General features: G+C 56.8%; 21 protein-coding genes. 15 read left to right on the top strand and 6 right to left on the bottom strand.

The annotated features are described in order from the left end of the window. The first annotated feature begins 85 nt into the window (after positions 1-85). The 9 genes from serC to R6G97_RS17565 all read left to right on the top strand — a co-directional run bounded on the left by serC (position 86) and on the right by R6G97_RS17565 (position 9,946). Complete coding sequence (gene serC / locus R6G97_RS17525) at positions 86-1,171, top strand: 3-phosphoserine/phosphohydroxythreonine transaminase (RefSeq protein WP_182816025.1); 1,086 nt, start codon at positions 86-88, stop codon at positions 1,169-1,171. Next, positions 1,171-2,265: a prephenate dehydratase gene (gene pheA, locus R6G97_RS17530; protein WP_023379266.1), complete on the top strand. Its 1,095-nt coding sequence runs from the start codon at positions 1,171-1,173 to the stop codon at positions 2,263-2,265. Before serC ends, pheA begins: the two co-directional genes overlap by 1 nt. A gap of 151 nt (positions 2,266-2,416) precedes the next feature. Continuing rightward, a complete protein-coding gene (locus R6G97_RS17535) occupies positions 2,417-4,624 on the top strand; it encodes a bifunctional prephenate dehydrogenase/3-phosphoshikimate 1-carboxyvinyltransferase (protein ID WP_241502469.1) in 2,208 nt (735 codons plus the stop codon). Further along, positions 4,621-5,307: a (d)CMP kinase gene (gene cmk, locus R6G97_RS17540; protein ID WP_043206590.1), complete on the top strand. Its 687-nt coding sequence runs from the start codon at positions 4,621-4,623 to the stop codon at positions 5,305-5,307. Before R6G97_RS17535 ends, cmk begins: the two co-directional genes overlap by 4 nt. 124 nt (positions 5,308-5,431) lie before the next feature. Continuing rightward, positions 5,432-7,111 (top strand): 30S ribosomal protein S1, encoded by a 1,680-nt coding sequence (gene rpsA, locus R6G97_RS17545; protein ID WP_043206589.1) that lies wholly within the window; start codon positions 5,432-5,434, stop codon positions 7,109-7,111. A gap of 319 nt (positions 7,112-7,430) precedes the next feature. Continuing rightward, positions 7,431-7,727 carry an integration host factor subunit beta gene (gene ihfB, locus R6G97_RS17550; RefSeq protein WP_043206588.1) on the top strand — a complete coding sequence of 99 codons (297 nt, stop codon included), beginning with the start codon at positions 7,431-7,433 and terminating at the stop codon, positions 7,725-7,727. Positions 7,728-7,742: 15 nt separating this feature from the next. Beyond that, entirely contained in the window at positions 7,743-8,006 is a 264-nt protein-coding gene (locus tag R6G97_RS17555) for a LapA family protein (protein ID WP_043206587.1), read from the top strand. A 100-nt stretch (positions 8,007-8,106) separates the two neighbouring features. Beyond that, the gene (locus tag R6G97_RS17560; RefSeq protein ID WP_317847279.1) at positions 8,107-9,543 is read left to right on the top strand and encodes an MBL fold metallo-hydrolase; all 1,437 of its coding nucleotides are present in this window, start codon (positions 8,107-8,109) and stop codon (positions 9,541-9,543) included. Positions 9,544-9,775: 232 nt separating this feature from the next. Then, positions 9,776-9,946 carry an IS3 family transposase gene (locus tag R6G97_RS17565; RefSeq protein WP_317847280.1) on the top strand — a complete coding sequence of 57 codons (171 nt, stop codon included), beginning with the start codon at positions 9,776-9,778 and terminating at the stop codon, positions 9,944-9,946. Here the strand turns inward: R6G97_RS17565 and R6G97_RS17570 are convergent. Then, positions 9,943-10,131 (bottom strand): hypothetical protein, encoded by a 189-nt coding sequence (locus R6G97_RS17570; RefSeq protein ID WP_317847281.1) that lies wholly within the window; start codon positions 10,129-10,131, stop codon positions 9,943-9,945. The two genes, R6G97_RS17565 and R6G97_RS17570, sit on opposite strands and share 4 nt — an antisense overlap. A 389-nt stretch (positions 10,132-10,520) precedes the next feature. Here R6G97_RS17570 and R6G97_RS17575 point away from each other — a divergent pair, with 389 nt between their 5' ends. Further along, positions 10,521-11,867, top strand: coding sequence for a tyrosine-type recombinase/integrase (locus R6G97_RS17575; protein ID WP_317847282.1), 1,347 nt, complete (start codon positions 10,521-10,523; stop codon positions 11,865-11,867). A gap of 169 nt (positions 11,868-12,036) precedes the next feature. On the opposite strand, the gene R6G97_RS17580 is transcribed toward R6G97_RS17575, so the two are convergent. The 3 genes from R6G97_RS17580 to R6G97_RS17590 form a co-directional block, all read right to left on the bottom strand. After that, entirely contained in the window at positions 12,037-12,645 is a 609-nt protein-coding gene (locus R6G97_RS17580; RefSeq protein ID WP_317847283.1) for a YagK/YfjJ domain-containing protein, read from the bottom strand. Between the two features lie 322 nt (positions 12,646-12,967). After that, positions 12,968-14,344: a YfjI family protein gene (locus R6G97_RS17585; protein ID WP_317847284.1), complete on the bottom strand. Its 1,377-nt coding sequence runs from the start codon at positions 14,342-14,344 to the stop codon at positions 12,968-12,970. 87 nt (positions 14,345-14,431) lie between these two features. Then, positions 14,432-14,665, bottom strand: a complete 234-nt coding sequence (locus tag R6G97_RS17590) for an AlpA family phage regulatory protein (RefSeq protein ID WP_257779622.1) — start codon at positions 14,663-14,665, stop codon at positions 14,432-14,434. Positions 14,666-15,231: 566 nt separating this feature from the next. Between R6G97_RS17590 and R6G97_RS17595 the strand changes: the two genes are divergently transcribed. From R6G97_RS17595 to radC, 5 genes are all read left to right on the top strand, one after another. After that, the gene (locus R6G97_RS17595; RefSeq protein ID WP_317847285.1) at positions 15,232-15,555 is read left to right on the top strand and encodes a hypothetical protein; all 324 of its coding nucleotides are present in this window, start codon (positions 15,232-15,234) and stop codon (positions 15,553-15,555) included. A gap of 70 nt (positions 15,556-15,625) precedes the next feature. Then, positions 15,626-16,594, top strand: coding sequence for a DUF932 domain-containing protein (locus R6G97_RS17600; protein ID WP_317847286.1), 969 nt, complete (start codon positions 15,626-15,628; stop codon positions 16,592-16,594). A gap of 80 nt (positions 16,595-16,674) precedes the next feature. Then, positions 16,675-17,679: a YqaJ viral recombinase family nuclease gene (locus R6G97_RS17605; RefSeq protein WP_317847287.1), complete on the top strand. Its 1,005-nt coding sequence runs from the start codon at positions 16,675-16,677 to the stop codon at positions 17,677-17,679. A gap of 91 nt (positions 17,680-17,770) precedes the next feature. After that, positions 17,771-18,715: a recombination directionality factor gene (locus tag R6G97_RS17610; protein ID WP_317847288.1), complete on the top strand. Its 945-nt coding sequence runs from the start codon at positions 17,771-17,773 to the stop codon at positions 18,713-18,715. Next, positions 18,687-19,184: a RadC family protein gene (gene radC, locus R6G97_RS17615; RefSeq protein WP_317847289.1), complete on the top strand. Its 498-nt coding sequence runs from the start codon at positions 18,687-18,689 to the stop codon at positions 19,182-19,184. The genes R6G97_RS17610 and radC overlap by 29 nt, the downstream gene beginning before the upstream one ends. Positions 19,185-19,437: 253 nt before the next feature. On the opposite strand, the gene R6G97_RS17620 is transcribed toward radC, so the two are convergent. Both R6G97_RS17620 and R6G97_RS17625 read right to left on the bottom strand, forming a co-directional pair. Beyond that, a complete protein-coding gene (locus R6G97_RS17620; protein WP_074918669.1) occupies positions 19,438-19,719 on the bottom strand; it encodes a type II toxin-antitoxin system RelE family toxin in 282 nt (93 codons plus the stop codon). Continuing rightward, positions 19,709-19,954: a type II toxin-antitoxin system Phd/YefM family antitoxin gene (locus R6G97_RS17625; protein ID WP_132444928.1), complete on the bottom strand. Its 246-nt coding sequence runs from the start codon at positions 19,952-19,954 to the stop codon at positions 19,709-19,711. Before R6G97_RS17625 ends, R6G97_RS17620 begins: the two co-directional genes overlap by 11 nt. Between the last annotated feature and the right edge of the window lie 39 nt (positions 19,955-19,993).

Raw genomic sequence — 19,993 nt, forward strand, 5'->3', positions numbered from 1 at the left:
GTGGAAGCGGGTAAACCCGCTTCCCAGGGTGCTCGGCAGTATCGAAGATTGTAGATTTGTACTATTTGGCAGAGCGAGAGTGGATGTGAGCAAACGAGCCTTTAACTTCTGCGCAGGCCCTGCCGCGCTTCCTGACGCTGTCCTGCAGCGTGCCCAGGCCGAAATGCTGGATTGGCGTGGCAAGGGCTTGTCCGTGATGGAGATGAGCCATCGCAGCGATGACTACGTGGCCATCGCCGAAAAGGCCGAGCAGGATCTGCGCGACCTGCTGTCCGTCCCCTCCAACTACAAAGTCCTGTTCCTGCAGGGTGGTGCCAGCCAGCAGTTTGCCGAGATCCCGCTGAACCTGCTGCCGGAAAACGCTACGGCCGACTACGTCGAGACTGGCATCTGGTCGAAGAAGGCCATCGAAGAGGCGCGCCGCTTCGGTCATGTCAATGTCGCCGCTAGCGCCAAGCCCTACGATTACTTGGCTATTCCGGGGCAGAACGAGTGGAACCTGACCAAGAACGCTGCCTATGTCCATTATGCGTCCAACGAGACCATTGGTGGCCTGCAGTTCGACTGGGTTCCGCAGACCGGTGACGTTCCTCTGGTGGTCGACATGTCGTCCGACATCCTGTCGCGCCCGATCGACGTCTCCCAGTACGGCCTGATCTATGCCGGTGCGCAGAAGAACATTGGCCCGAGCGGTCTGGTGGTGGTGATCGTGCGCGAAGACCTGCTCGGTCGCGCCCGTAGCCATTGCCCAACCATGCTCGACTACAAGGTCGCGGCCGACAACGGCTCGATGTACAACACTCCTGCCACCTATTCCTGGTACCTCTCGGGCCTGGTGTTCGAATGGCTCAAGGAGCAGGGCGGGGTCGAGGCCATGGAGCAGCGCAACCGCGCCAAGAAGGACCGCCTGTACGGTTTCATCGATGGTAGCGAGTTCTACACCAACCCGATCAGCCACAATGCCCGCTCGTGGATGAACGTGCCGTTCCGCCTGGCCGACGAGCGCCTGGACAAGGCCTTCCTGGCCGGCGCCGATGCCCGTGGTCTGCTCAACCTCAAGGGCCATCGTTCGGTCGGCGGCATGCGCGCCTCGATCTACAACGCCCTGGGCCTGGAAGCGGTCGATGCCTTGGTGGCCTACATGGCCGAGTTCGAGAAGGAGCACGCTTGATGTCCGATCAGGAACTCAAGGCGCTGCGCGTACGCATCGACAGTCTCGACGAGAAGATCCTCGAGCTGATCAGCGAGCGCGCCCGTTGCGCCCAGGAGGTGGCCAAGGTCAAGACCGCCTCCCTGGCCGAAGGCGAGAAGCCGGTATTCTACCGGCCCGAGCGTGAGGCTGCTGTGCTCAAGCGCGTCATGGAGCGCAACAAGGGCCCGCTGGACAACGAAGAGATGGCGCGGTTGTTCCGCGAAATCATGTCCTCCTGCCTGGCCCTGGAAGAGCCGCTCAAGGTTGCCTACCTCGGCCCTGAAGGCACCTTCACCCAGGCCGCGGCCATGAAGCACTTCGGTCATGCCGTGGTCAGCCGTCCGATGGCTGCCATCGATGAAGTGTTCCGTGAAGTGGCGGCAGGTGCCGTCAACTTCGGTGTGGTGCCGGTGGAAAATTCCACCGAAGGCGCGGTGAGCCACACTCTGGACAGCTTCCTCGAGCATGACATGGTGATCTGTGGCGAAGTCGAGCTGCGTATCCACCACCATTTGCTGGTGGGCGAGAACACCAAGACCGACAGCATCACGCGCATCTATTCCCACGCTCAGTCCCTGGCCCAATGCCGCAAGTGGCTGGACGCGCACTACCCGAATGTCGAGCGCGTGGCGGTGTCCAGCAACGCCGAGGCCGCCAAACGGGTCAAGGGCGAGTGGAATTCGGCGGCCATCGCCGGCGATATGGCGGCCAATCTGTACGGCCTGACCCGCCTGGCCGAGAAGATCGAGGACCGCCCGGATAACTCCACGCGCTTCCTCATGATCGGCAACCAGGAAGTGCCGCCGACCGGCGATGACAAGACTTCAATCATCGTCTCGATGAGCAACAAGCCAGGTGCCCTGCACGAGCTGCTGGTGCCTTTCCATGAAAACGGCATCGACCTGACCCGTATCGAGACCCGCCCGTCGCGCAGCGGCAAATGGACCTACGTGTTCTTCATCGATTTCGTCGGCCATCACCGCGACCCGCTGATTAAGGCGGTGCTGGAGAAGATCAGCCAGGAGGCTGTGGCGCTCAAGGTGCTGGGGTCCTATCCGAAGGCGGTGCTTTGATCGAAAACCTTTGGTTTTCGCGCGGTACCTGTGGGAGCGGCCTCGTGTCGCGATGGGCTGCCCGGCAGCCCCCTGCGGTCTCACTGACTGGCATAGTTTCTAAACAGGGTTCGCACTCGTGGTAGATGCAGTTACAACCAAACCCGCGCCGATCATCGGCCGCCTGGTCGTCGTAGGCCTGGGCCTGATCGGCGGGTCATTCGCCAAGGGCCTGCGCGAAAGCGGCCTGTGCCGGGAAGTGGTCGGCGTCGATCTGGATGCCCAGTCGCGCAAGCTGGCCGTTTCGCTCGGCGTGGTCGATCGCTGCGAGCAAGACCTCGACGTGGCCTGCGTCGGCGCCGACGTGATCCAGTTGGCCGTGCCCATCCTGGCGATGGAAAAGGTCCTGGCCCATCTCGCGCGCCTGGACCTGGGCGATGCAGTGATCACCGATGTGGGCAGCGCCAAGGGCAATGTGGTGCGTGCCGCACGTGAGGCCTTTGCCGGACGTCTGTCGCGTTTCGTCCCGGGCCACCCGATCGCAGGCTCCGAGCAGAGCGGCGTGGAGGCCTCCAACGCCGCACTGTTCCGCCGCCACAAGGTCATCCTCACGCCACTGCCGGAAACCGATCCGGCCGCCGCGGCCGTGGTCGACCGCCTGTGGCGCGCGCTGGGTGCCGATGTGGAGCACATGCCGGTGGAGCGCCATGACGAAGTCCTGGCCGCCACCAGCCACCTGCCGCACCTGCTGGCGTTCGGTCTGGTCGATTCCCTGGCCAAGCGCAATGAAAACCTGGAGATCTTCCGGTACGCTGCGGGAGGCTTCCGCGATTTCACGAGAATCGCCGGCAGCGACCCGATCATGTGGCACGACATCTTCCTCGCCAACCGCGAGGCTGTCCTGCGCACCCTGGATACATTTCGCAGCGATCTCGACGCCTTGCGCGACGCGGTCGATGCAGGGGACGGGCACCAGCTGCTGGGTGTATTCACCCGCGCCCGGGCTGCCCGCGAGCATTTCAGTAAAATCCTGGCCCGCCGGGCCTATGTGGACGCTATGAACGCCAACGATCTGATTTTCCTGGCCCAACCTGGTGGCCGCCTGTCCGGACGGATCCGCGTTCCGGGCGACAAATCGATTTCCCATCGCTCGATCATGCTTGGCTCGCTGGCCGAAGGTACCACCGAGGTCGAAGGTTTCCTCGAAGGCGAGGACGCCTTGGCGACCTTGCAGGCCTTCCGGGACATGGGTGTGGTCATCGAAGGCCCGCACCATGGTCGTGTGACCATCCATGGCGTCGGCTTGCACGGCCTCAAACCGCCACCCGGCCCGATCTACCTGGGTAACTCCGGTACCTCGATGCGCCTGCTGTCGGGTCTGCTGGCCGGCCAGCCGTTCGATGTCACCATGACCGGCGATGCCTCGCTGTCCAAGCGCCCAATGAACCGTGTGGCCAATCCGCTGCGCGAGATGGGTGCAGTGGTCGAGACCGGTCCTGAAGGCCGTCCGCCGCTGACCATCCGTGGCGGCCACAAGCTCAAGGCGCTCAACTACACGCTGCCGATGGCCAGTGCCCAGGTCAAATCCTGCCTGCTGCTGGCTGGCCTGTATGCTGAAGGCACCACTACCGTCACCGAGCCTGCGCCGACTCGCGACCATACCGAGCGCATGCTGCGCGGCTTTGGTTATGCGGTCGAGACCAACGGCCCGGTCGCTTCGCTCAAGTCGGGTGGCAAGCTCAGTGCAACCCGCATCGAGGTGCCGGCGGATATCTCCTCGGCGGCGTTCTTCTTGGTCGCGGCTTCGATCGCCGAGGGTTCGGAGCTGGTGCTCGAGCATGTCGGCATCAACCCGACCCGTACCGGCGTCATTGATATCCTGCGCCTGATGGGCGGCGACATTACCCTGGAAAACCAGCGTGAAGTTGGCGGTGAGCCGGTCGCGGACCTGCGCGTGCGCGGTGCCAAGCTCAAGGGGATCGAGATCCCCGAGCACCTCGTGCCGCTGGCTATCGATGAATTCCCGGTGCTGTTCGTGGCTGCCGCCTGCGCCGAAGGGCGTACCGTGCTGCGCGGCGCCGAGGAACTGCGCGTCAAAGAATCCGATCGCATCCAGGTCATGGCTGACGGCCTGCTGACCCTGGGCGTGAAGTGCGAGCCAACCCCCGATGGCATCATCATCGATGGCGGCCAGATCGGCGGCGGCGAAGTGCACGGTCACGGTGACCACCGGATCGCCATGGCCTTCAGCGTTGCCTCGCTGCGTGCCAGCGCGCCGATTCGCATCCATGACTGCGCCAACGTCGCCACGTCCTTCCCGAACTTCCTGGCGCTGTGCGCCGAGGTTGGCATTCGGGTCGCAGAAGAGGGCAAATCGTGAGTTCGCAAGCGCCAGTCATCACCATCGATGGGCCAAGCGGTTCGGGCAAGGGTACGGTCGCGGGCATTCTGGCCCGCGAGCTGGGCTGGAAGCTGCTTGATTCCGGCGCCCTGTACCGCCTGCTGGCGTTCAATGCCGTCAACCACGGCGTCGACCTGACCAACGAAGAGTTGCTCAAGGCCTTGGCCGCCCATCTGGATGTGCAATTCGTCGCTGCGGAACCGGGTAAGCTGCAACAGATCATCCTCGAGGGTGAGGATGTCAGCAACGTGATCCGCACCGAAACCGTCGGCGCCGGCGCCTCCATGGTCGCTTCGCTGCCAGCAGTGCGCGAAGCGTTGCTGCAGCGTCAGCGCGCCTTCCGCGAAGCGCCTGGCCTGATCGCTGACGGTCGCGACATGGGCACCGTGGTCTTCCCGGACGCGCCCTTGAAAGTGTTCCTCACCGCCAGCGCGGAGGAGCGGGCACGGCGTCGCTATTTGCAGTTGAAGGGCAAGGGCGATGATGTTAGTCTGGCGAGTCTGCTAGATGAGATTCGTGCGCGCGATGAGCGCGACACCCAGCGCGCGGTGGCCCCGCTGAAACCAGCGGCCGATGCCATCCAACTGGACTCCACCGAGTTGTCCATCGAGCAGGTGTTGCAACGTATCAGGAGCGAGCTCGCCCAGCGCGATCTGCTCTGATAGCCAGGAGAACAGGCAGGGGCACCAGTCAACGTCCTGCCGGTTTTCCTTTATATGAACGAAACCCACATTGTCTGGAATGTGGCTATGGGCGTCTGTTTCGCCCGAATCTACAGGAATTAAAATGAGCGAAAGCTTTGCAGAACTCTTTGAAGAAAGCCTGAAAACCCTCAATCTGCAGCCGGGCGCGATCATCACCGGTATCGTTGTCGACATCGACGGCGACTGGGTTACCGTTCACGCTGGTCTGAAGTCCGAGGGCGTCATCCCGCTCGAGCAGTTCATCAACGAAGCTGGCGAGCTGACCATCAAGGTCGGTGACGAAGTTCACGTTGCGCTGGACGCGGTCGAAGACGGCTTTGGCGAAACCAAGCTGTCCCGTGAAAAAGCCAAGCGCGCCGAGTGCTGGATTGTTCTGGAAGCAGCTTTCGCCGCCGAAGAAGTGGTCAAGGGCGTTATCAACGGTAAGGTTAAGGGCGGCTTCACTGTCGACGTTAACGGCATCCGTGCGTTCCTGCCGGGCTCCCTGGTTGATGTCCGCCCAGTGCGCGACACCACCCACCTGGAAGGCAAAGAGCTGGAATTCAAGGTCATCAAGCTGGACCAGAAGCGCAACAACGTTGTCGTTTCCCGTCGCAGCGTGCTGGAAGCCGAGAACAGCGCCGAGCGCGAAGCCCTGCTGGAAACCCTGCAGGAAGGCCAACAGGTCAAGGGTATCGTCAAGAACCTCACCGACTACGGCGCCTTCGTGGACCTGGGCGGTATCGACGGCCTGCTGCACATCACCGACATGGCTTGGAAGCGCATCAAGCACCCGTCGGAAATCGTCAACGTTGGTGACGAAGTCGACGTTCGCGTCCTGAAGTTCGACCGTGAGCGCAACCGCGTTTCCCTGGGTCTGAAGCAAATGGGCGAAGATCCGTGGGTTGCCATCACCTCGCGCTACCCAGAAGGTACTCGCGTACAGGCTCGCGTTACCAACCTGACCGACTACGGCTGCTTCGCTGAGCTGGAAGAAGGCGTTGAAGGTCTGGTACACGTTTCCGAAATGGACTGGACCAACAAGAACATCCACCCGTCGAAAGTCGTTCAGGTTGGCGACGAAGTGGAAGTCATGGTTCTGGACATCGACGAAGAGCGTCGTCGTATCTCCCTGGGCATCAAGCAGTGCAAGTCCAACCCATGGGAAGACTTCTCCAGCCAGTTCAACAAAGGTGACAAGATCACCGGTACCATCAAGTCGATCACCGACTTCGGTATCTTCATTGGCCTGGACGGCGGCATCGACGGTCTGGTTCACCTGTCCGACATCTCTTGGAACGAGTCCGGCGAAGAAGCCGTACGTCGCTTCAAGAAGGGCGACGAGCTGGAAACCGTCATCCTGTCGGTTGACCCAGAGCGCGAGCGCATCTCCCTGGGTATCAAGCAACTGGAAGACGATCCGTTCTCCAACTTCGTTGCTCTGAACGACAAGGGTGCAATAGTCAAGGGTATCGTCAAGGAAGTTGACGCCAAAGGCGCCATCGTTACCTTGGCCGACGACATCGAAGCTACTCTGAAAGCTTCCGAAATCAGCCGTGACCGCGTTGAAGACGCGCGTAACGTCCTGAAGGAAGGCGAAGAGATCGAAGCCAAGATCATTAGCGTCGATCGCAAGTCCCGCGTTATCAGCCTGTCCATCAAGTCGAAGGACGACGCTGAAGAGCGCGAAGCTATCCAGAGCCTGAAAAACGCCGCTCCGGAAGCTGCTGCCGACACCACCATGGCTGCGCTGCTGCGCGAAGCGATGGCCAAGCAGAACTAAGTTCTGTTTGATCGGTAAAAGAGGGCGACTTCGGTCGCCCTTTTTTGTGCCTGTTTGAAAACAAGCAGATACCGCCCTCGCGTCGCGTGCCGCTTCTGTTGACGCTGACGAAGCCTGCAAAGCGGCGCCAGCTCCCCCTGAATCAATTCACTGCGCCTCGCCTGGTTATTCGGCCATTCCCTACTGCTCATCTCGCTTCCCAGTCTCCTGCAATCTTGAATTTTTTTATTAAGTCAAGATCCACCCTGTTCAAATCCGTCGGGGCGTGCTACAAACTGGTTAAGCAATGATCTAGCTGCTTGATAACGAAGGGAAAAATATGACGAAGTCGGAGCTGATCGAACGTATTGTCACCCATCAAGGGCTGCTCTCGTCCAAGGACGTGGAGTTGGCCATCAAGACCATGCTTGAACAGATGTCACAATGCCTGGCCACCGGTGATCGCATCGAAATCCGTGGTTTTGGCAGCTTTTCCTTGCACTACCGCTCACCACGGGTAGGGCGTAACCCCAAGACCGGCCAGTCGGTGAATCTTGAAGGCAAGTACGTACCGCACTTCAAGCCCGGCAAGGAACTGCGCGATCGCGTCAACGAAGAAGACCAGGTCCCGCACTGATAAAGGAACAGCCTGATGCGTAACCTCAAGCGTGCCTTGGCGGCACTCTTCGTGCTGCTGCTGGCGGCGGTGGTCCTGTTCTTCGTTCTGGAGAATCAGCAAGCCGTCTCCTTGGTCTTGTTCGGTTGGACTGCACCGGCAGTCCCTGTAGCGATACTGGTGATCGCCGCATTGGTCGTTGGCCTGGCTGTCGGCCCGCTGCTCGGCGCTTACGGCGTGCTGCGCAGCAAGCGCAAGATCCGTGCTTCTGCCCGCCAGGCGGCCCTGTCTGGCAACTGAGGATTTTTCCTTCCAGGGGCGGCGAATCCTGCCCTGTATCCTCCAGCTGAATGAATGAAGTAATAGCGCGCTTCAATTCAGACTTTGGAGGTTCAGCAGCATGCAATTCCCTACGCTTTCACACCACGGTGCTACCCGTGGTGTGACCGGCTCATGCCATCAACTTCACATCGACAGCGCGACCAGCCTGTTGATCGACTGCGGCCTCGAGCAGGGCGGTGATGCCGCTCTGAAAGGTGAGAGCGCTTCGCTCGGTTTCGCCATCGATGGCATCCAGGCGCTGATCGTTACCCATGTGCACCTGGACCACGTCGGGCGTATTCCCGCCTTGCTCGCCGCCGGCTACCGCGGCCCGATCATTTGCAGCGAGCCCTCTGCGCGCTTGTTACCTTTGGTGCTGGAAGATGCCTATAAGCTCAGCGTCACTGCCGAGCCTGCCCAGGTCGAGCGATACCTGGAATTTCTCGAGAAATTGATAATCCCCGTACCCTTCGAACAATGGCACACCATAGTAGATCGAGAAGGACTCGTATGCTGCATCCGGCTGCAGCGCGCCGGGCATCTGCTCGGTTCTGCCTATGTCGAGTGCGATGTATGTAAAGCGGATCCGCCCAGCAGCACGCGTGTCGTATTTTCCGGCGACCTGGGGGCTGCGCATAATCCATTGCTCAAGCCCGTGCAGCCACCAGAGCGAGCGGACGTGTTGGTGCTCGAAAGCACCTACGGCGATCGGCTGCACGCGGACCGCAGCGAACGCCAGCAACGACTGGAAGCGGCCATCGATCGCGCGTTGTCCGATCACGGCACCCTCATGATCCCCGCCTTCAGCCTCGGGCGTACCCAAGAGCTGCTCTATGAGCTCGAAGACATCCTGCACCGCAAAGCCCTGCTCGCGCCCCGCAGCGAGAATACCGGGAGTGATCCCCTAGATTGGTCGCAACTCCCCATCATCCTCGATTCGCCCCTGGCCCAGCGCATTACCCGCGCGTACCAAGACCTGCATCAGTTCTGGAACGCCGAAGCCCGGCAACGTTTATATGAAGGCCGCAACCCCTTGAGCTTTGAACAACTGATATGCGTGGATACACACGCCAAACATCAGCAAGTGGTCAATTACCTTAAAAGTACGGGACGTCCCGCTATTGTGATCGCCGGTAATGGCATGTGCTCCGCCGGGCGCATCGTCAATTACCTCAAGGCTATGGTGGGCGATCCCAGACATGAAGTGATGTTTGTCGGTTATCAGGCAAAAGGCACACCCGGTGCCGTCATCCAAGCGAGTCAGGGGGCGGAAGGTTTTGTGCAAATTGACCTAGACGGCAGAATGTACGAAGTGCGGGCGAAAGTGATGAGTTTGGAGGGTTATTCGGCCCATGCGGATCAGGCAGCACTGGTCGATTTTGCACGAGGGCAGGGGAGTGCCGCGAAGGAAATAGTGCTTGTACATGGCGAGGAGCGTGCGAAGCGGGCGCTGGCTGTAGCGCTTCAGCGCGCGTATGACGCGATGAACGAGCACTTAACTGTCTCGATCCCATGACCATTTGGCGGTTCGCCAAGGTCTCGTCGGAATCCCGGGAACTTTTTCAGATGAGCCTCTTCTATCACTGATTAACGCTTAAGGCGTGAAGTCCGACGAGCATACTGGTAAATTGGCACCACGCGCGAAGCGGCCGGCCGGTATGCTTGTCGCCTGGCCTAGGAATGTGTGAATCGCCCCTGGTTTCGTAGACACCTCCAAGCCTCATAATGAGGCCCAAATAGGAGGTGCCATGAGTCGTCAGCGTTACCCCGAAGAATTCAAGATCGAAGCGGTCAAGCAAGTGACCGAGAAAGATTACATCGAGATGTTCTATAACCCTAAACGCCGACACAGCAGTGCTATGCAGCTGTCTCCAGTAGAGTATGAGAAACGCTATTTCCTGAGCTTGGAGAGTGTCTAGAAAACCAGGGGCGATTCATCGATTGGAAATTCGCGAGTGCTATATGAAATGTTTTTCTGGGCCGTTCGAATTGCATTTTCCGCCTGAACCCGCAAGCTTTCCATTTTCGCGAGCACCTGCTGCTTATGCTCTTCTGTACGCGCCCAGGCAAGCTCTTTGTGCAAATCTTCCATAGGAATAGACATAGACATTTCCGTACACAGTTAGAGACATGAAGATGGTAATAGACTAGCGTGATGATATCACTCAACACAAGGCCCGACCGGCCCCATAGCCACAACATGAGAATTTTTAGACACCTAGCAATTAAATTATTGAAACAAAAAAGCCCAGTCGTTTCCGACTGGGCTTTTTTGTTTCAATAATGGTCGGGACGGAGTGATTCGAACACTCGACCCCTTGCACCCCATACAGGTAATAACCTGTCCGAGACTGCCCAATAAAATTCAAAAGCCATCCTTAAACCCCTCTATTTCACTGGCTTACAGCCTTTGTATCGTCCAAAATTGCCCAAAGCGATTCGAAAAAAGCCGATCTCAATTGGCAACCAATTGGCAACGGGGAAGCTGACTACATGGCCAAGATTACAGACCGCCAGATGACCGCCAAACCAGGTACGAGCGACAAGTGGCTGAGCGAAGTCGCCATCTGGGGACATGGCAGCCTGGTGGCACGTATCACCCCAAGCGGCGAGCGCCTTTTTTATTTTCGCTACACAAATAGCAGCAGTGAGCGCATCACCCTCCCCATCGGCACCTATAGCCGCGATGGCAGTGAAGGCACCATGACGCTCGCCGAAGCTGGACAGCGAGCTAAAGAGCTCGCTGGGCTTCATAAGTCAGGTATCAGAGACATAAAGGAACATCTCGAGACTGAGGAGGCCGCACGTGTCGCAGTACGTGACGCCGAGCTTGCACGAATAGCCGCGGAGAAAGCCGCACTGGAGGCAGCCCAGGTCCGACAAGCCGCCAGAAAAAACGTCCAGCACTTGTTCGACCACTGGGCCAAGGTCGACTTGATAAACCGCAAGGACGGAGGTGCAGAGGTGCGCCGCATGTTCGAGAAAGACGTTCTACCGTTGCTTGGCAAGATGGCCGTCGAAGATGTGAGAAAAGGTCACATCACCGAGGTGACTGACGCCCTGCTCGCACGTGGTGTCAACCGGATGGCGAAGATGATCTTCAGCCTGATGCGTCAGATGTTCCGATTCGCCGTAGACCGGGACCTGATTGATCACGATCCGACGGCGAGCATTCGCAAAGCCAAAATTGGCGGCAAAGACATCGAGCGAGATCGCGTATTGAGCGTGGAAGAAATTCGTACGTTAGCCAATCTCACCCCTAAGGCTGGCCTACTTCCCTCATCTGAAGCTGCCATTTGGATTGCGTTGTCGACTTGCTGCCGCATCGGTGAGCTACTCAACGCCAGATGGGAAAATGTCGACCTAACTAAAGGCAACTGGCACATTCCAGCAGAGCACAGCAAAAACGGTAAGGCACATAACGTTACACTCTCATCGTTTGCCATCCGGCAGTTCGAGGCTGTCCGGGTCTACACCACGGCCAGTGAATGGTGCTACCCCAATGTCAAGAATGACGGCCCTGTCTGCTCAAAAACTGTGACCAAGCAGCTTGGAGATCGACAACGTCTTCCAGGTGAAGGGATCCTGAGCAACAGAAGCGCCAAAGCCCAGGCTCTTCTCTTGCCTGGAGGCAAATGGACACCTCATGACTTAAGGCGAACCGGTGCCACTATCATGACGTCACTAGGTGTCTTGCCGGAAGTTGCAGAACGCTGCCTGAACCACACCGAAGAAAACAAGGTGAAGCGTACCTACCAGCGCCATAGTTACACCAAGGAAATGGCTGAGGCTTGGCACGTCCTTGGCCAATATCTGGAAGAAATAACGCACACTGCGTAGCTAGCCCGATTGAAGCCAAGACTGCTTTTATGCAATGAGCTCAAGTAACAAACCGCTGATTAAATATAGTTATTCTAGCATTCCTCTGCTGCTATTTTCGCTATTAGTAGCGAAAATAGCAGCTCACTAGCTCTCAAGCAGGTGCGAATAGGCATCCTATCTTCGCCAGCTAACCCACCTCGCCACCATTACCTCGCGGCCTACCCGCATTAGATTTTCTTCTAGGCAAGACACCCCTCCTAAAAGCCCGCTCTCCCCCTGTCTGTTTGATAGCACCAATGTCCTGATCAGACTTGCACATATAGCCAACAACCTGATCTTTCAGTACAGAAATTTTATCTTCATCACTATAGTCAACCCTCCCAATACCACACTTATCGTACCTACCCATATTCATATTGCAATTATGGAACAACCCATCACCCGCAGTAATATTCTGTCGCCAATACTCACCAATCTGATTAGCCTTATACGCCCCCTTACACACTTTATTTCCGTCATAGAAAAACAGCGCATGGGCATGCGCCCCTTTACTCTCAGCATACTCACTCTTAATCATATAGCCAACCATACCTCCAAACACTGAAGGTTTCCCCCTACGATTAGCCAAGAGGTGGGTAATATCTTCACTCAACCTCTCCAGTGACACGTCCCTAGAACACTCCTTTGTATATGCTAGATCAATACGCACCGCCTCAATCTTAGAATGACAATCCAATATCGCGTCAACATACTCAGTAGCACTCTCCAACATTCTTTTATCTACATCACGAGCCATTAGCTGCACCTCAAAATAGTTAACGGTAAGTTCCAAAGTATGTATACAAAAAATTAACCAAATAAAACATCAAGCAAATAAAGCAACACACAGCAAAGCAATAAAACTAATAACCTAAATACAACTAACATACAAAGCACCGAGCAGTATCAGGTATACATAAATTTGCAACCGAAAACTCTAGAGAACACTAACCCACAACGAACATACAGAGTTATGCACCGAATCCAACACACCCAATCCAGAGCAAAGCCAGCACACAACAACCACTTAGAAATAAAAAAACCGCCTTAAGCGGTTTTTTTATTTCAGATAAAATCTCTTATGAGGGCATACAAACAATCATTGATCGCCCATATGGGAAGTAATAAATTCGTCGCTGATTAACTAAATACTGCAGCACAGGCTCCAATGCTGCTTTCTTCCGTAGCCGGTTAGGTCCATACTGAAGGAGAATTTTTAGCGGAATCCAGCCCATCGGATACTTAAATGCTATATCTCTAACGAAACTCTCAACATCTAGTGCATCCTTTTCAAGCTCACTACCACCTCCAACAAGGCCAAAGACTCTAAGGAACTCGTTAACATACCAATTCATTAAAGAAATCGCTGAAAAAAGCGTCTCCCCCGATATCTCTTCAGCATCTGAATCTACAAGGTGCATTAGCGCGGCGAGTCTTGCAGTATTTTCAGCAACCTTGGATCCAAAATCCTTAGCATTTGATAGCAAACCATCTGCCTGCATCATTGTCTCAATAAGGTCACTGTAATTCTTCCATTGGACCTGAGCATCCTCCGAGAAGACCAGGACGACGTCATCGCGCCGACTTGCAAGCTCAAGCAGTCTCTGACCAAACTGCTCCAAAGCACCATCATTAGGATGACCAGATAGAACAGTCCTAATACCTATGTTAGATATAGGCCATGAAATCAAAAAACGAGCCAACAGGCCTGATGACCTAGCGACATCGCCCTTTTTTAATAAAAACTTTTCAAGTATGCCTGGCTGAACCTGGATGCAAGCTGAAAATCTAGGTTCTCGCAAAATATAGCTGGGCGCATTTTTCCTTTCTATATCAATTGTCCCACCATTCCACAAAGAGCACATATTACCTGGGGATCGCATCACGTAGCCATTTAAGAAACGACCACCCTCGTCCTCGATAAGAGTGGCTGCCTTGGAGGACTCACACAACCCCTCCAACAACCTCTCCGGGGTTACATCCTTATAGATAAGTTTACTTTTTACTGGCTTGGCAGGCTTTGCTTTAGCATGCGCCCTTAACTCACCCTCCAAATCTACAACGGACGTCCCTTTTTCCAAAGCCTTGATTATTTTCCGATCTAGCATTCGCTCTTTTAGATCCCACACTTTCTTAGCGGACTCATAATCAACCATCAGCCCTTCGTAATCATCCTCCCCTTTAGCCTGTATACTTCGCAAGCTTTCAAAAACCAGACTGTCCACGCTTGTCTTTCGCTCGCCGGACTCAGCAATTGTCAAAACGTAAATCGATATATTTGATGTTAAGCCCTTCCACCGCCTAACCCTATAAGTTCCTTGCGCAGCTGTCGCAGCAGCAGCTAGCACGGTGGCAGAAATGAGAGGCAAAGGCGCTTTAGTCTTATGCCCTACATCGTTAATTACGCACTGAATGGACGCAGGAAGACAGCCCATCGGAAACACATTGTTGTTCATGGCGATTTTTCCAAAATTCGAATTTTTTACCTAACAAGACATTAGGCGTGTAAAAACCAGACAAAAGCAGTCAGCACCAGCGCAAAATTATTTATTCTTTTGCACGACCTGCTTAGACATGAGCCATTGGAATATATCAGCCTCAAGCCAACCAACAGCACGCGACCCAATTCTGATCTTCGTTGGAAATGTTGAGTCGTATCGAGGTGATTTCGGATTGGTAATGTCAAACAGCGTTGAACGTGATATACCGATCACGTCGAGGCACGCTCGAACGCGTAAGACCTTATTTTGGATGGCCCGCGGCTGGACGCATTGCATAAAGCACACTCCTGAGAATTAGCTTCTCGAAACCGCTCCAATTAGGAGTCAGGTCGCGAACTCGCAGGCTCAAGTATGTCCAGCGCAATGATTTGGATACGCGACCAAGCAGTCGCATAGGATCAGTTAAATTTGATATGTCAGCGGAAGCTGAATAAGAGACTGCAGGAGCAGTGGGTAAGATGGTGCTGGCTTAAAACACAATTGTATTCGCAGGTTATGCCTACTTCCCGCCAGTAAGGATTTTACAACTAGCAAAAAATCTACCTACACCCCCGACCGTTGTCAAGCCTTATTAAACGAAAAACTGCCTTTTTGAAGCAGCGATAGGTCGAGAACGGTCGTTTACCGGGGTTTCAGCTTTTCCGGTTGATCGATCCACCATGGACAACAATAACCCTCTCCACGTTGCTTGCTGCGCCGTGCATTTGAATGCATCTCAATTGCATATATATCAATTGCTAAATTGGCAAACCCTCGCTGAAACCCATCCCTGCTTTTTGGCAAGGGTGGGTTTCATTTGCCTTGGCAAAAAACTCTACGCATAGCACCGCCAGGAGAGAAACATGATCAGCTGCCCATTTTGTAAATCCACAAACCTCATCAGTCGCCATGCCGGTCGCCAGACCGGTGAACGCATCGGTGGTATCACGGGTGCCATTGGTGGTGCCGCCAACTCAATTTCCGGTGCAAAGCTGGGCTCAATAGTCGGTGCTGTAGGAGGCCCGCTTGGCTTAGCGCTCGGCGGCTTTGCCGGCGCGCTGCTGGGAGGTCTGTTAGGTGCAACAGCCGGAACCGTGGCCGGAAGGCAGATCGGCGATATGGCAGACGGCTCCCTCGTCGACAACTGCCAGTGCTTGAGTTGTGGGAGCACCTTCCGCAGCGTTTAAAGCACTCCCGCCGCCCATCATCTCAAGCAATCCCCTACGCACTCGAACCTTACTTATTGGAGATTCCTCCATGGCTCATCAAATCGAACAAATGGCCTACGTTGGCGCTACTCCGTGGCACGGTCTAGGCAACAACCTGCCGCAGAAACAGCCCATCGAAGTCTGGCAACGCGAAGCCGGTATGGACTGGCAGATCCTGGAAAGCCCTGTACATTTCAAGTCGGACGCCATCGGCCATCTGGGCGCGATCCACTCCTTCCCCGAACAGAAGGTGCTCTACCGTTCGGATACCAAGGCACCGCTGTCGGTGGTCTCGCAGCGTTATCACACCGTTCAGCCGCGCGAGGTGCTGGAGTTCTACCGGGACCTGACCGAAGTTTCCGGCTACGAGCTGGAAACCGCTGGCGTGCTCAAGGGCGGGCGCAAGTTCTGGGCGCTGGCACGAACCGGCCAGGGCGCTGCACTCAAGGGCAACGACCAGGTGAATGGCTATCTGCTGTTGGCCACTTCCTGTGACGGCACTCTGGCCACCACCGCAACACCCACCACCATTCGCGTGGTCTGCAACAACACGCTGACCATTGCCTTGGATGGCACCAGCCGTGCGATCAAGGTGCCGCACAGCACCCGCTTCGACAGCGATCTGGTGAAGAAGCAGCTCGGCATCGCCGTCTCGCAATGGGATGACTTCATGTACCGCATGCGCCACCTGGCTGAACGCAAGGTGCAGTGGCATGAGGCACTGGGCTTCTTCATGAACGTGATGTGCGAGACCAGCCCGACCGGCGCACTGCCGGAACAGCTACCCAACGAGCGCGCGCTGCGCAAGGTGCAGGAGCTGTACGAAGGTCGCGGTCGGGGCAGCCAACTGGACTCGGCACGCGGCACCGCCTGGGGCTTGCTCAATGCCGTAACCGAGTACGTCGATCACGAACGCCGGGCACGCAGCACGGAATACCGTCTCGACTCTGCCTGGTTTGGCCAGGGTGCCCAGATCAAGCAACGCGCTCTCGATACGGCCCTGCAACTGGTCGCCTGACCTTTTTACCTACTCCACCCCATAACGCCCGACCCGCTTCGTTGCAGGTCGGGCGTTTCTATTTCTGCAAGGTGAACACTATGAAAGCCACTTCATTGAATCGCAGCACCAGCAAAACCCGTCCGGCTCTGCGCCTGGTCAGCACCAAGGAATTGCCCCGTGAGGACTGGCTGCAGATCCGCAAGCAAGGCATCGGCAGTTCGGACGCTGCCGCAGCCGTAGGACTGACCCCCTACAAGTCGCAACTGGAGCTGTGGATGGAAAAGACCGGGCGTGATGCCGGCATGCCGAAGGCTGATCCTCAGGATGAGGAAAGCCCTATGTACTGGGGCAACGTGCTGGAGCCCATCGTGGCCTGGCATTACAGCAAGCGCACGAAGAACAAGGTACGGCGCATCAACGCTGTGCTGCAGCATCCGGATCCGGAGCTGCCCTGGATGCTGGCCAACATCGACCGCGAGGTGATCGGGGCGGACGATGTGCAGATTCTGGAATGCAAGACAGCAGGCATAAATGGGGCACGACTCTGGAAAGAGGGCGTGCCTGAGTATGTGCAGCTGCAGGTGATGCACCAGCTCGCCGTCACCGGTAAGCAGGCGGCGGATGTAGCGGTACTGCTGGGTGGCCAGACGCTGGAGATCCACCGCATCGAGCGGGACGAGCAGATGATTGCTCGCCTGATCGAGCTGGAGCGCCAGTTCTGGCACTACGTGGAAACAGATACGCCGCCACCGGCTGATGGCACCGCTTCGGCAGAGTCAGCCCTGCGCTGCCTCTACCCGGAGGACAACGGCCAAGTCGTCGACTTCACCCAGCATGCCGGGCTCAGCGCGGCTTACGTCGAGCTGAAGGCTATTCGTCAGTCGATTGCCGACAAGGAAAAACGCGAGGCTGAGCTAAAGCAGATGCTGCAGCAGGCCATGGGCGATGCTAGCCGGGCGGAGTTCTCCAACGGTTACATCACCTGGCGCAAGGCCAAAGACAGTGTCGGCTTCGATGTCGCGCAACTGCTCAAAGACAAGCCGCACCTGCAGGCCAAGTACCCACTGCTGAAGCCGGGTGCACGGCGCTTCCTGGTCGGCTGAAACCCAACTGCTCCATCCCTTCCCTCCCCTTGGCCAGCCCATGCAGTTCGCGCTGCGTGGCTGGCCTTTTTTCATTTCCAGGAGACTCACCATGCTCAAAGGTCTGGCTATCACCCCGCCGGTGCTCGGGCGGATTTCCATCGGTAAGGTCATCGAGAAGAACGGCAAGCGACTGCCAGAGAAGGATGACCAGTTCACCATCACGTCCCAGGTGCAGGGTAAGGACGGCTGGTTGCTGCACCCGCTCAATGATGAGCTGCGTCAGGGCAAAGACGACAAGCTGCGCAGCATTCCGGTACGCCTGCTGTTCAACGAACCGGAGCTGAATTTCCGAGCAGACTACACGCTGTTCGACCGACAATCCGGACGCCCCGTCTGCGTCGGCAATGGCGAGACCTGCAAGCGGGTCACTCAGGACGGTATGCAGTCGTTGCCCTGCCCTTCGCCGGATGCCTGTCCGCTGGCCAAAGGCGGTGCCTGCAAGCCCTACGGCCGACTGAACGTGGTCATTGGCGATGAGGATCCGCTGGGCAGCTTCGTGTTCCGCACCACCGGCTTCAACAGCATCCGCACCCTCGCCGCTCGCCTGCATTACTTCCAGGCCATCTCGGGCAACCGCCTGGCCTGCCTGCCACTGGAACTACGTCTACGTGGTAAGTCGACTCGCCAGAGCCATGGCACGCCGATCTTCTACGCCGATCTGACGGTACGCGGCGGCATGGACATGGCTGAAGCACTGGTGACCGCCAATGAACTCGATTCTCGGCGCCAGGCTGCCGGCTTCAATCAGGCCGCGCTAGATGAAGCTGCACGACGTGGCTTCGGCAATGGTGCCTTCGAGGACAGCGAGGAGGATGTCAGTGCCATCGTGGAAGAGTTCTACCCCGAGGGTGAGGCACCTGCATCAGCGCCCACCGCTTCACTCCACCCAACCAAACCCAGCCTGGCTGAAAAGCTCGATGCACAGGCCGCTCGTCAAAACACACCCTCAGACCAAGGAGGACGCCATGCGCCTGCACAAGCTGAAAGCCAGTGACACGACCGGCACCTACTTGGTCGATTCGCCGGTGACGGAAAACGACATTCTACTGATGGCCAGGCAACTGGCCAGTCAGCGCCTGCGCAAGGGACGTGCCCTGACGTCGCCTAAGGAGGTGTTCAGTCACCTGCAGGCGCTGCTGGCTGACTATGAGCATGAGGTATTTGCCCTGCTCATGCTCGACAGCCGCCACCGGGTGATTGCGTTCGAGGAGCTGTTCAGGGGGACTCTTGATGGAGCCAGCGTGTATCCCAGGGAGGTCGTGAAGCTCGCCCTGGAGCACAACGCCGCCGCCCTGATCCTGGTGCACAACCACCCTTCGGGTGACCCTGAGCCCAGCATGGCGGATCGCAACCTCACCACGAAACTGCAGGACGCGCTGAATCTGGTCGGAGTCAGAACGCTTGATCACGTTGTGGTAGGCCAGGAGGATTGTGTGTCGTTGGCTGAGCGCGGGTACCTTTAAGGAGGTGCCAATGAAACTGCTGTTACGACTGTTGCCTCGGCATTCATGTTTGCCGGGATCTTGGCCGGTTGTCAGGCGATATTGCTGCTGGTGATTCTGATGGTGCGCTTTCCACCATTGCTGATTGCCGTGGTGTTGGCGTGCTGGATCTACCGGAAGCAGAAAGTAAGAATGAACCCTTGAACGGTGAGCCAGCGTGGGTAGTCGAAAGGCTGCCTGCAATGGCTCTCACTTTTTTCTTTTGCCTTGGTAGCTAACGCTTACCTGCTGCCTTGTAAGCTGCACTTCGTTCACGCTTGCCCACTGCAACCACAATCACAACCACCCGATCATCCTCGACACGATAGACCAATCGATAGCCTGCTGTTCGGAGCTTGATCTTGTAGTGGCCAGGCAGATCCCTGAGGGCATCAGCCTGTACCTTTGGTGCTTCCAGCCGCTCACGCAGTTTTTTCTTTGCCTGCTCACGCACCGTATGACCCAGCTTCTCCCATTCCTTCAGCGCTGAGGGCAGGAACTCGAGCTTATAGGTCATCCAGGTTCACCGGCACACCCTTCTCACCGGAGCGTGCATTAACGACATCGATCAGATCCAGATCGTCCAGACGCTCCAGCATCTGCTCGTACAGCTCGGCTGGCACCATGTACCCCATCACGCGGTTATGATTGAGAACGGCGACCGGCATGCCACCAGCACCAGCCATGACACCGGTGGGGTTTTTCTTCAGCTCAGAAACGCTCACGGCAACGTCAGCCAAAACACTCTGCATACCATAGCTCCTTTTTTAGGTCTTTATTTTGGTCTTAAG

It is taken from the genome of Pseudomonas sp. HTZ2 (genome assembly GCF_033173945.1).
Lineage (GTDB): Bacteria > Pseudomonadota > Gammaproteobacteria > Pseudomonadales > Pseudomonadaceae > Aquipseudomonas > Aquipseudomonas guariconensis.

Bases quoted from the DNA above. Each gene is read 5' to 3' on its own strand.
- radC (WP_317847289.1), top strand. From the start codon at position 18,687: ATGCGCCTGCACAAGCTGAAAGCCAGTGACACGACCGGCACCTACTTG.
- R6G97_RS17555 (WP_043206587.1), top strand. From the start codon at position 7,743: ATGCGTAACCTCAAGCGTGCCTTGGCGGCACTCTTCGTGCTGCTGCTG.
- R6G97_RS17610 (WP_317847288.1), top strand. From the start codon at position 17,771: ATGCTCAAAGGTCTGGCTATCACCCCGCCGGTGCTCGGGCGGATTTCC.
- R6G97_RS17600 (WP_317847286.1), top strand. From the start codon at position 15,626: ATGGCTCATCAAATCGAACAAATGGCCTACGTTGGCGCTACTCCGTGG.
- R6G97_RS17560 (WP_317847279.1), top strand. From the start codon at position 8,107: ATGCAATTCCCTACGCTTTCACACCACGGTGCTACCCGTGGTGTGACC.
- R6G97_RS17580 (WP_317847283.1), bottom strand. From the start codon at position 12,645: ATGGCTCGTGATGTAGATAAAAGAATGTTGGAGAGTGCTACTGAGTAT.
- R6G97_RS17565 (WP_317847280.1), top strand. From the start codon at position 9,776: ATGAGTCGTCAGCGTTACCCCGAAGAATTCAAGATCGAAGCGGTCAAG.
- R6G97_RS17570 (WP_317847281.1), bottom strand. From the start codon at position 10,131: ATGTCTATTCCTATGGAAGATTTGCACAAAGAGCTTGCCTGGGCGCGT.
- pheA (WP_023379266.1), top strand. From the start codon at position 1,171: ATGTCCGATCAGGAACTCAAGGCGCTGCGCGTACGCATCGACAGTCTC.
- R6G97_RS17585 (WP_317847284.1), bottom strand. From the start codon at position 14,344: ATGAACAACAATGTGTTTCCGATGGGCTGTCTTCCTGCGTCCATTCAG.
- R6G97_RS17620 (WP_074918669.1), bottom strand. From the start codon at position 19,719: ATGACCTATAAGCTCGAGTTCCTGCCCTCAGCGCTGAAGGAATGGGAG.
- R6G97_RS17625 (WP_132444928.1), bottom strand. From the start codon at position 19,954: ATGCAGAGTGTTTTGGCTGACGTTGCCGTGAGCGTTTCTGAGCTGAAG.
- R6G97_RS17590 (WP_257779622.1), bottom strand. From the start codon at position 14,665: ATGCAATGCGTCCAGCCGCGGGCCATCCAAAATAAGGTCTTACGCGTT.
- ihfB (WP_043206588.1), top strand. From the start codon at position 7,431: ATGACGAAGTCGGAGCTGATCGAACGTATTGTCACCCATCAAGGGCTG.
- rpsA (WP_043206589.1), top strand. From the start codon at position 5,432: ATGAGCGAAAGCTTTGCAGAACTCTTTGAAGAAAGCCTGAAAACCCTC.
- R6G97_RS17595 (WP_317847285.1), top strand. From the start codon at position 15,232: ATGATCAGCTGCCCATTTTGTAAATCCACAAACCTCATCAGTCGCCAT.
- R6G97_RS17575 (WP_317847282.1), top strand. From the start codon at position 10,521: ATGGCCAAGATTACAGACCGCCAGATGACCGCCAAACCAGGTACGAGC.
- R6G97_RS17605 (WP_317847287.1), top strand. From the start codon at position 16,675: ATGAAAGCCACTTCATTGAATCGCAGCACCAGCAAAACCCGTCCGGCT.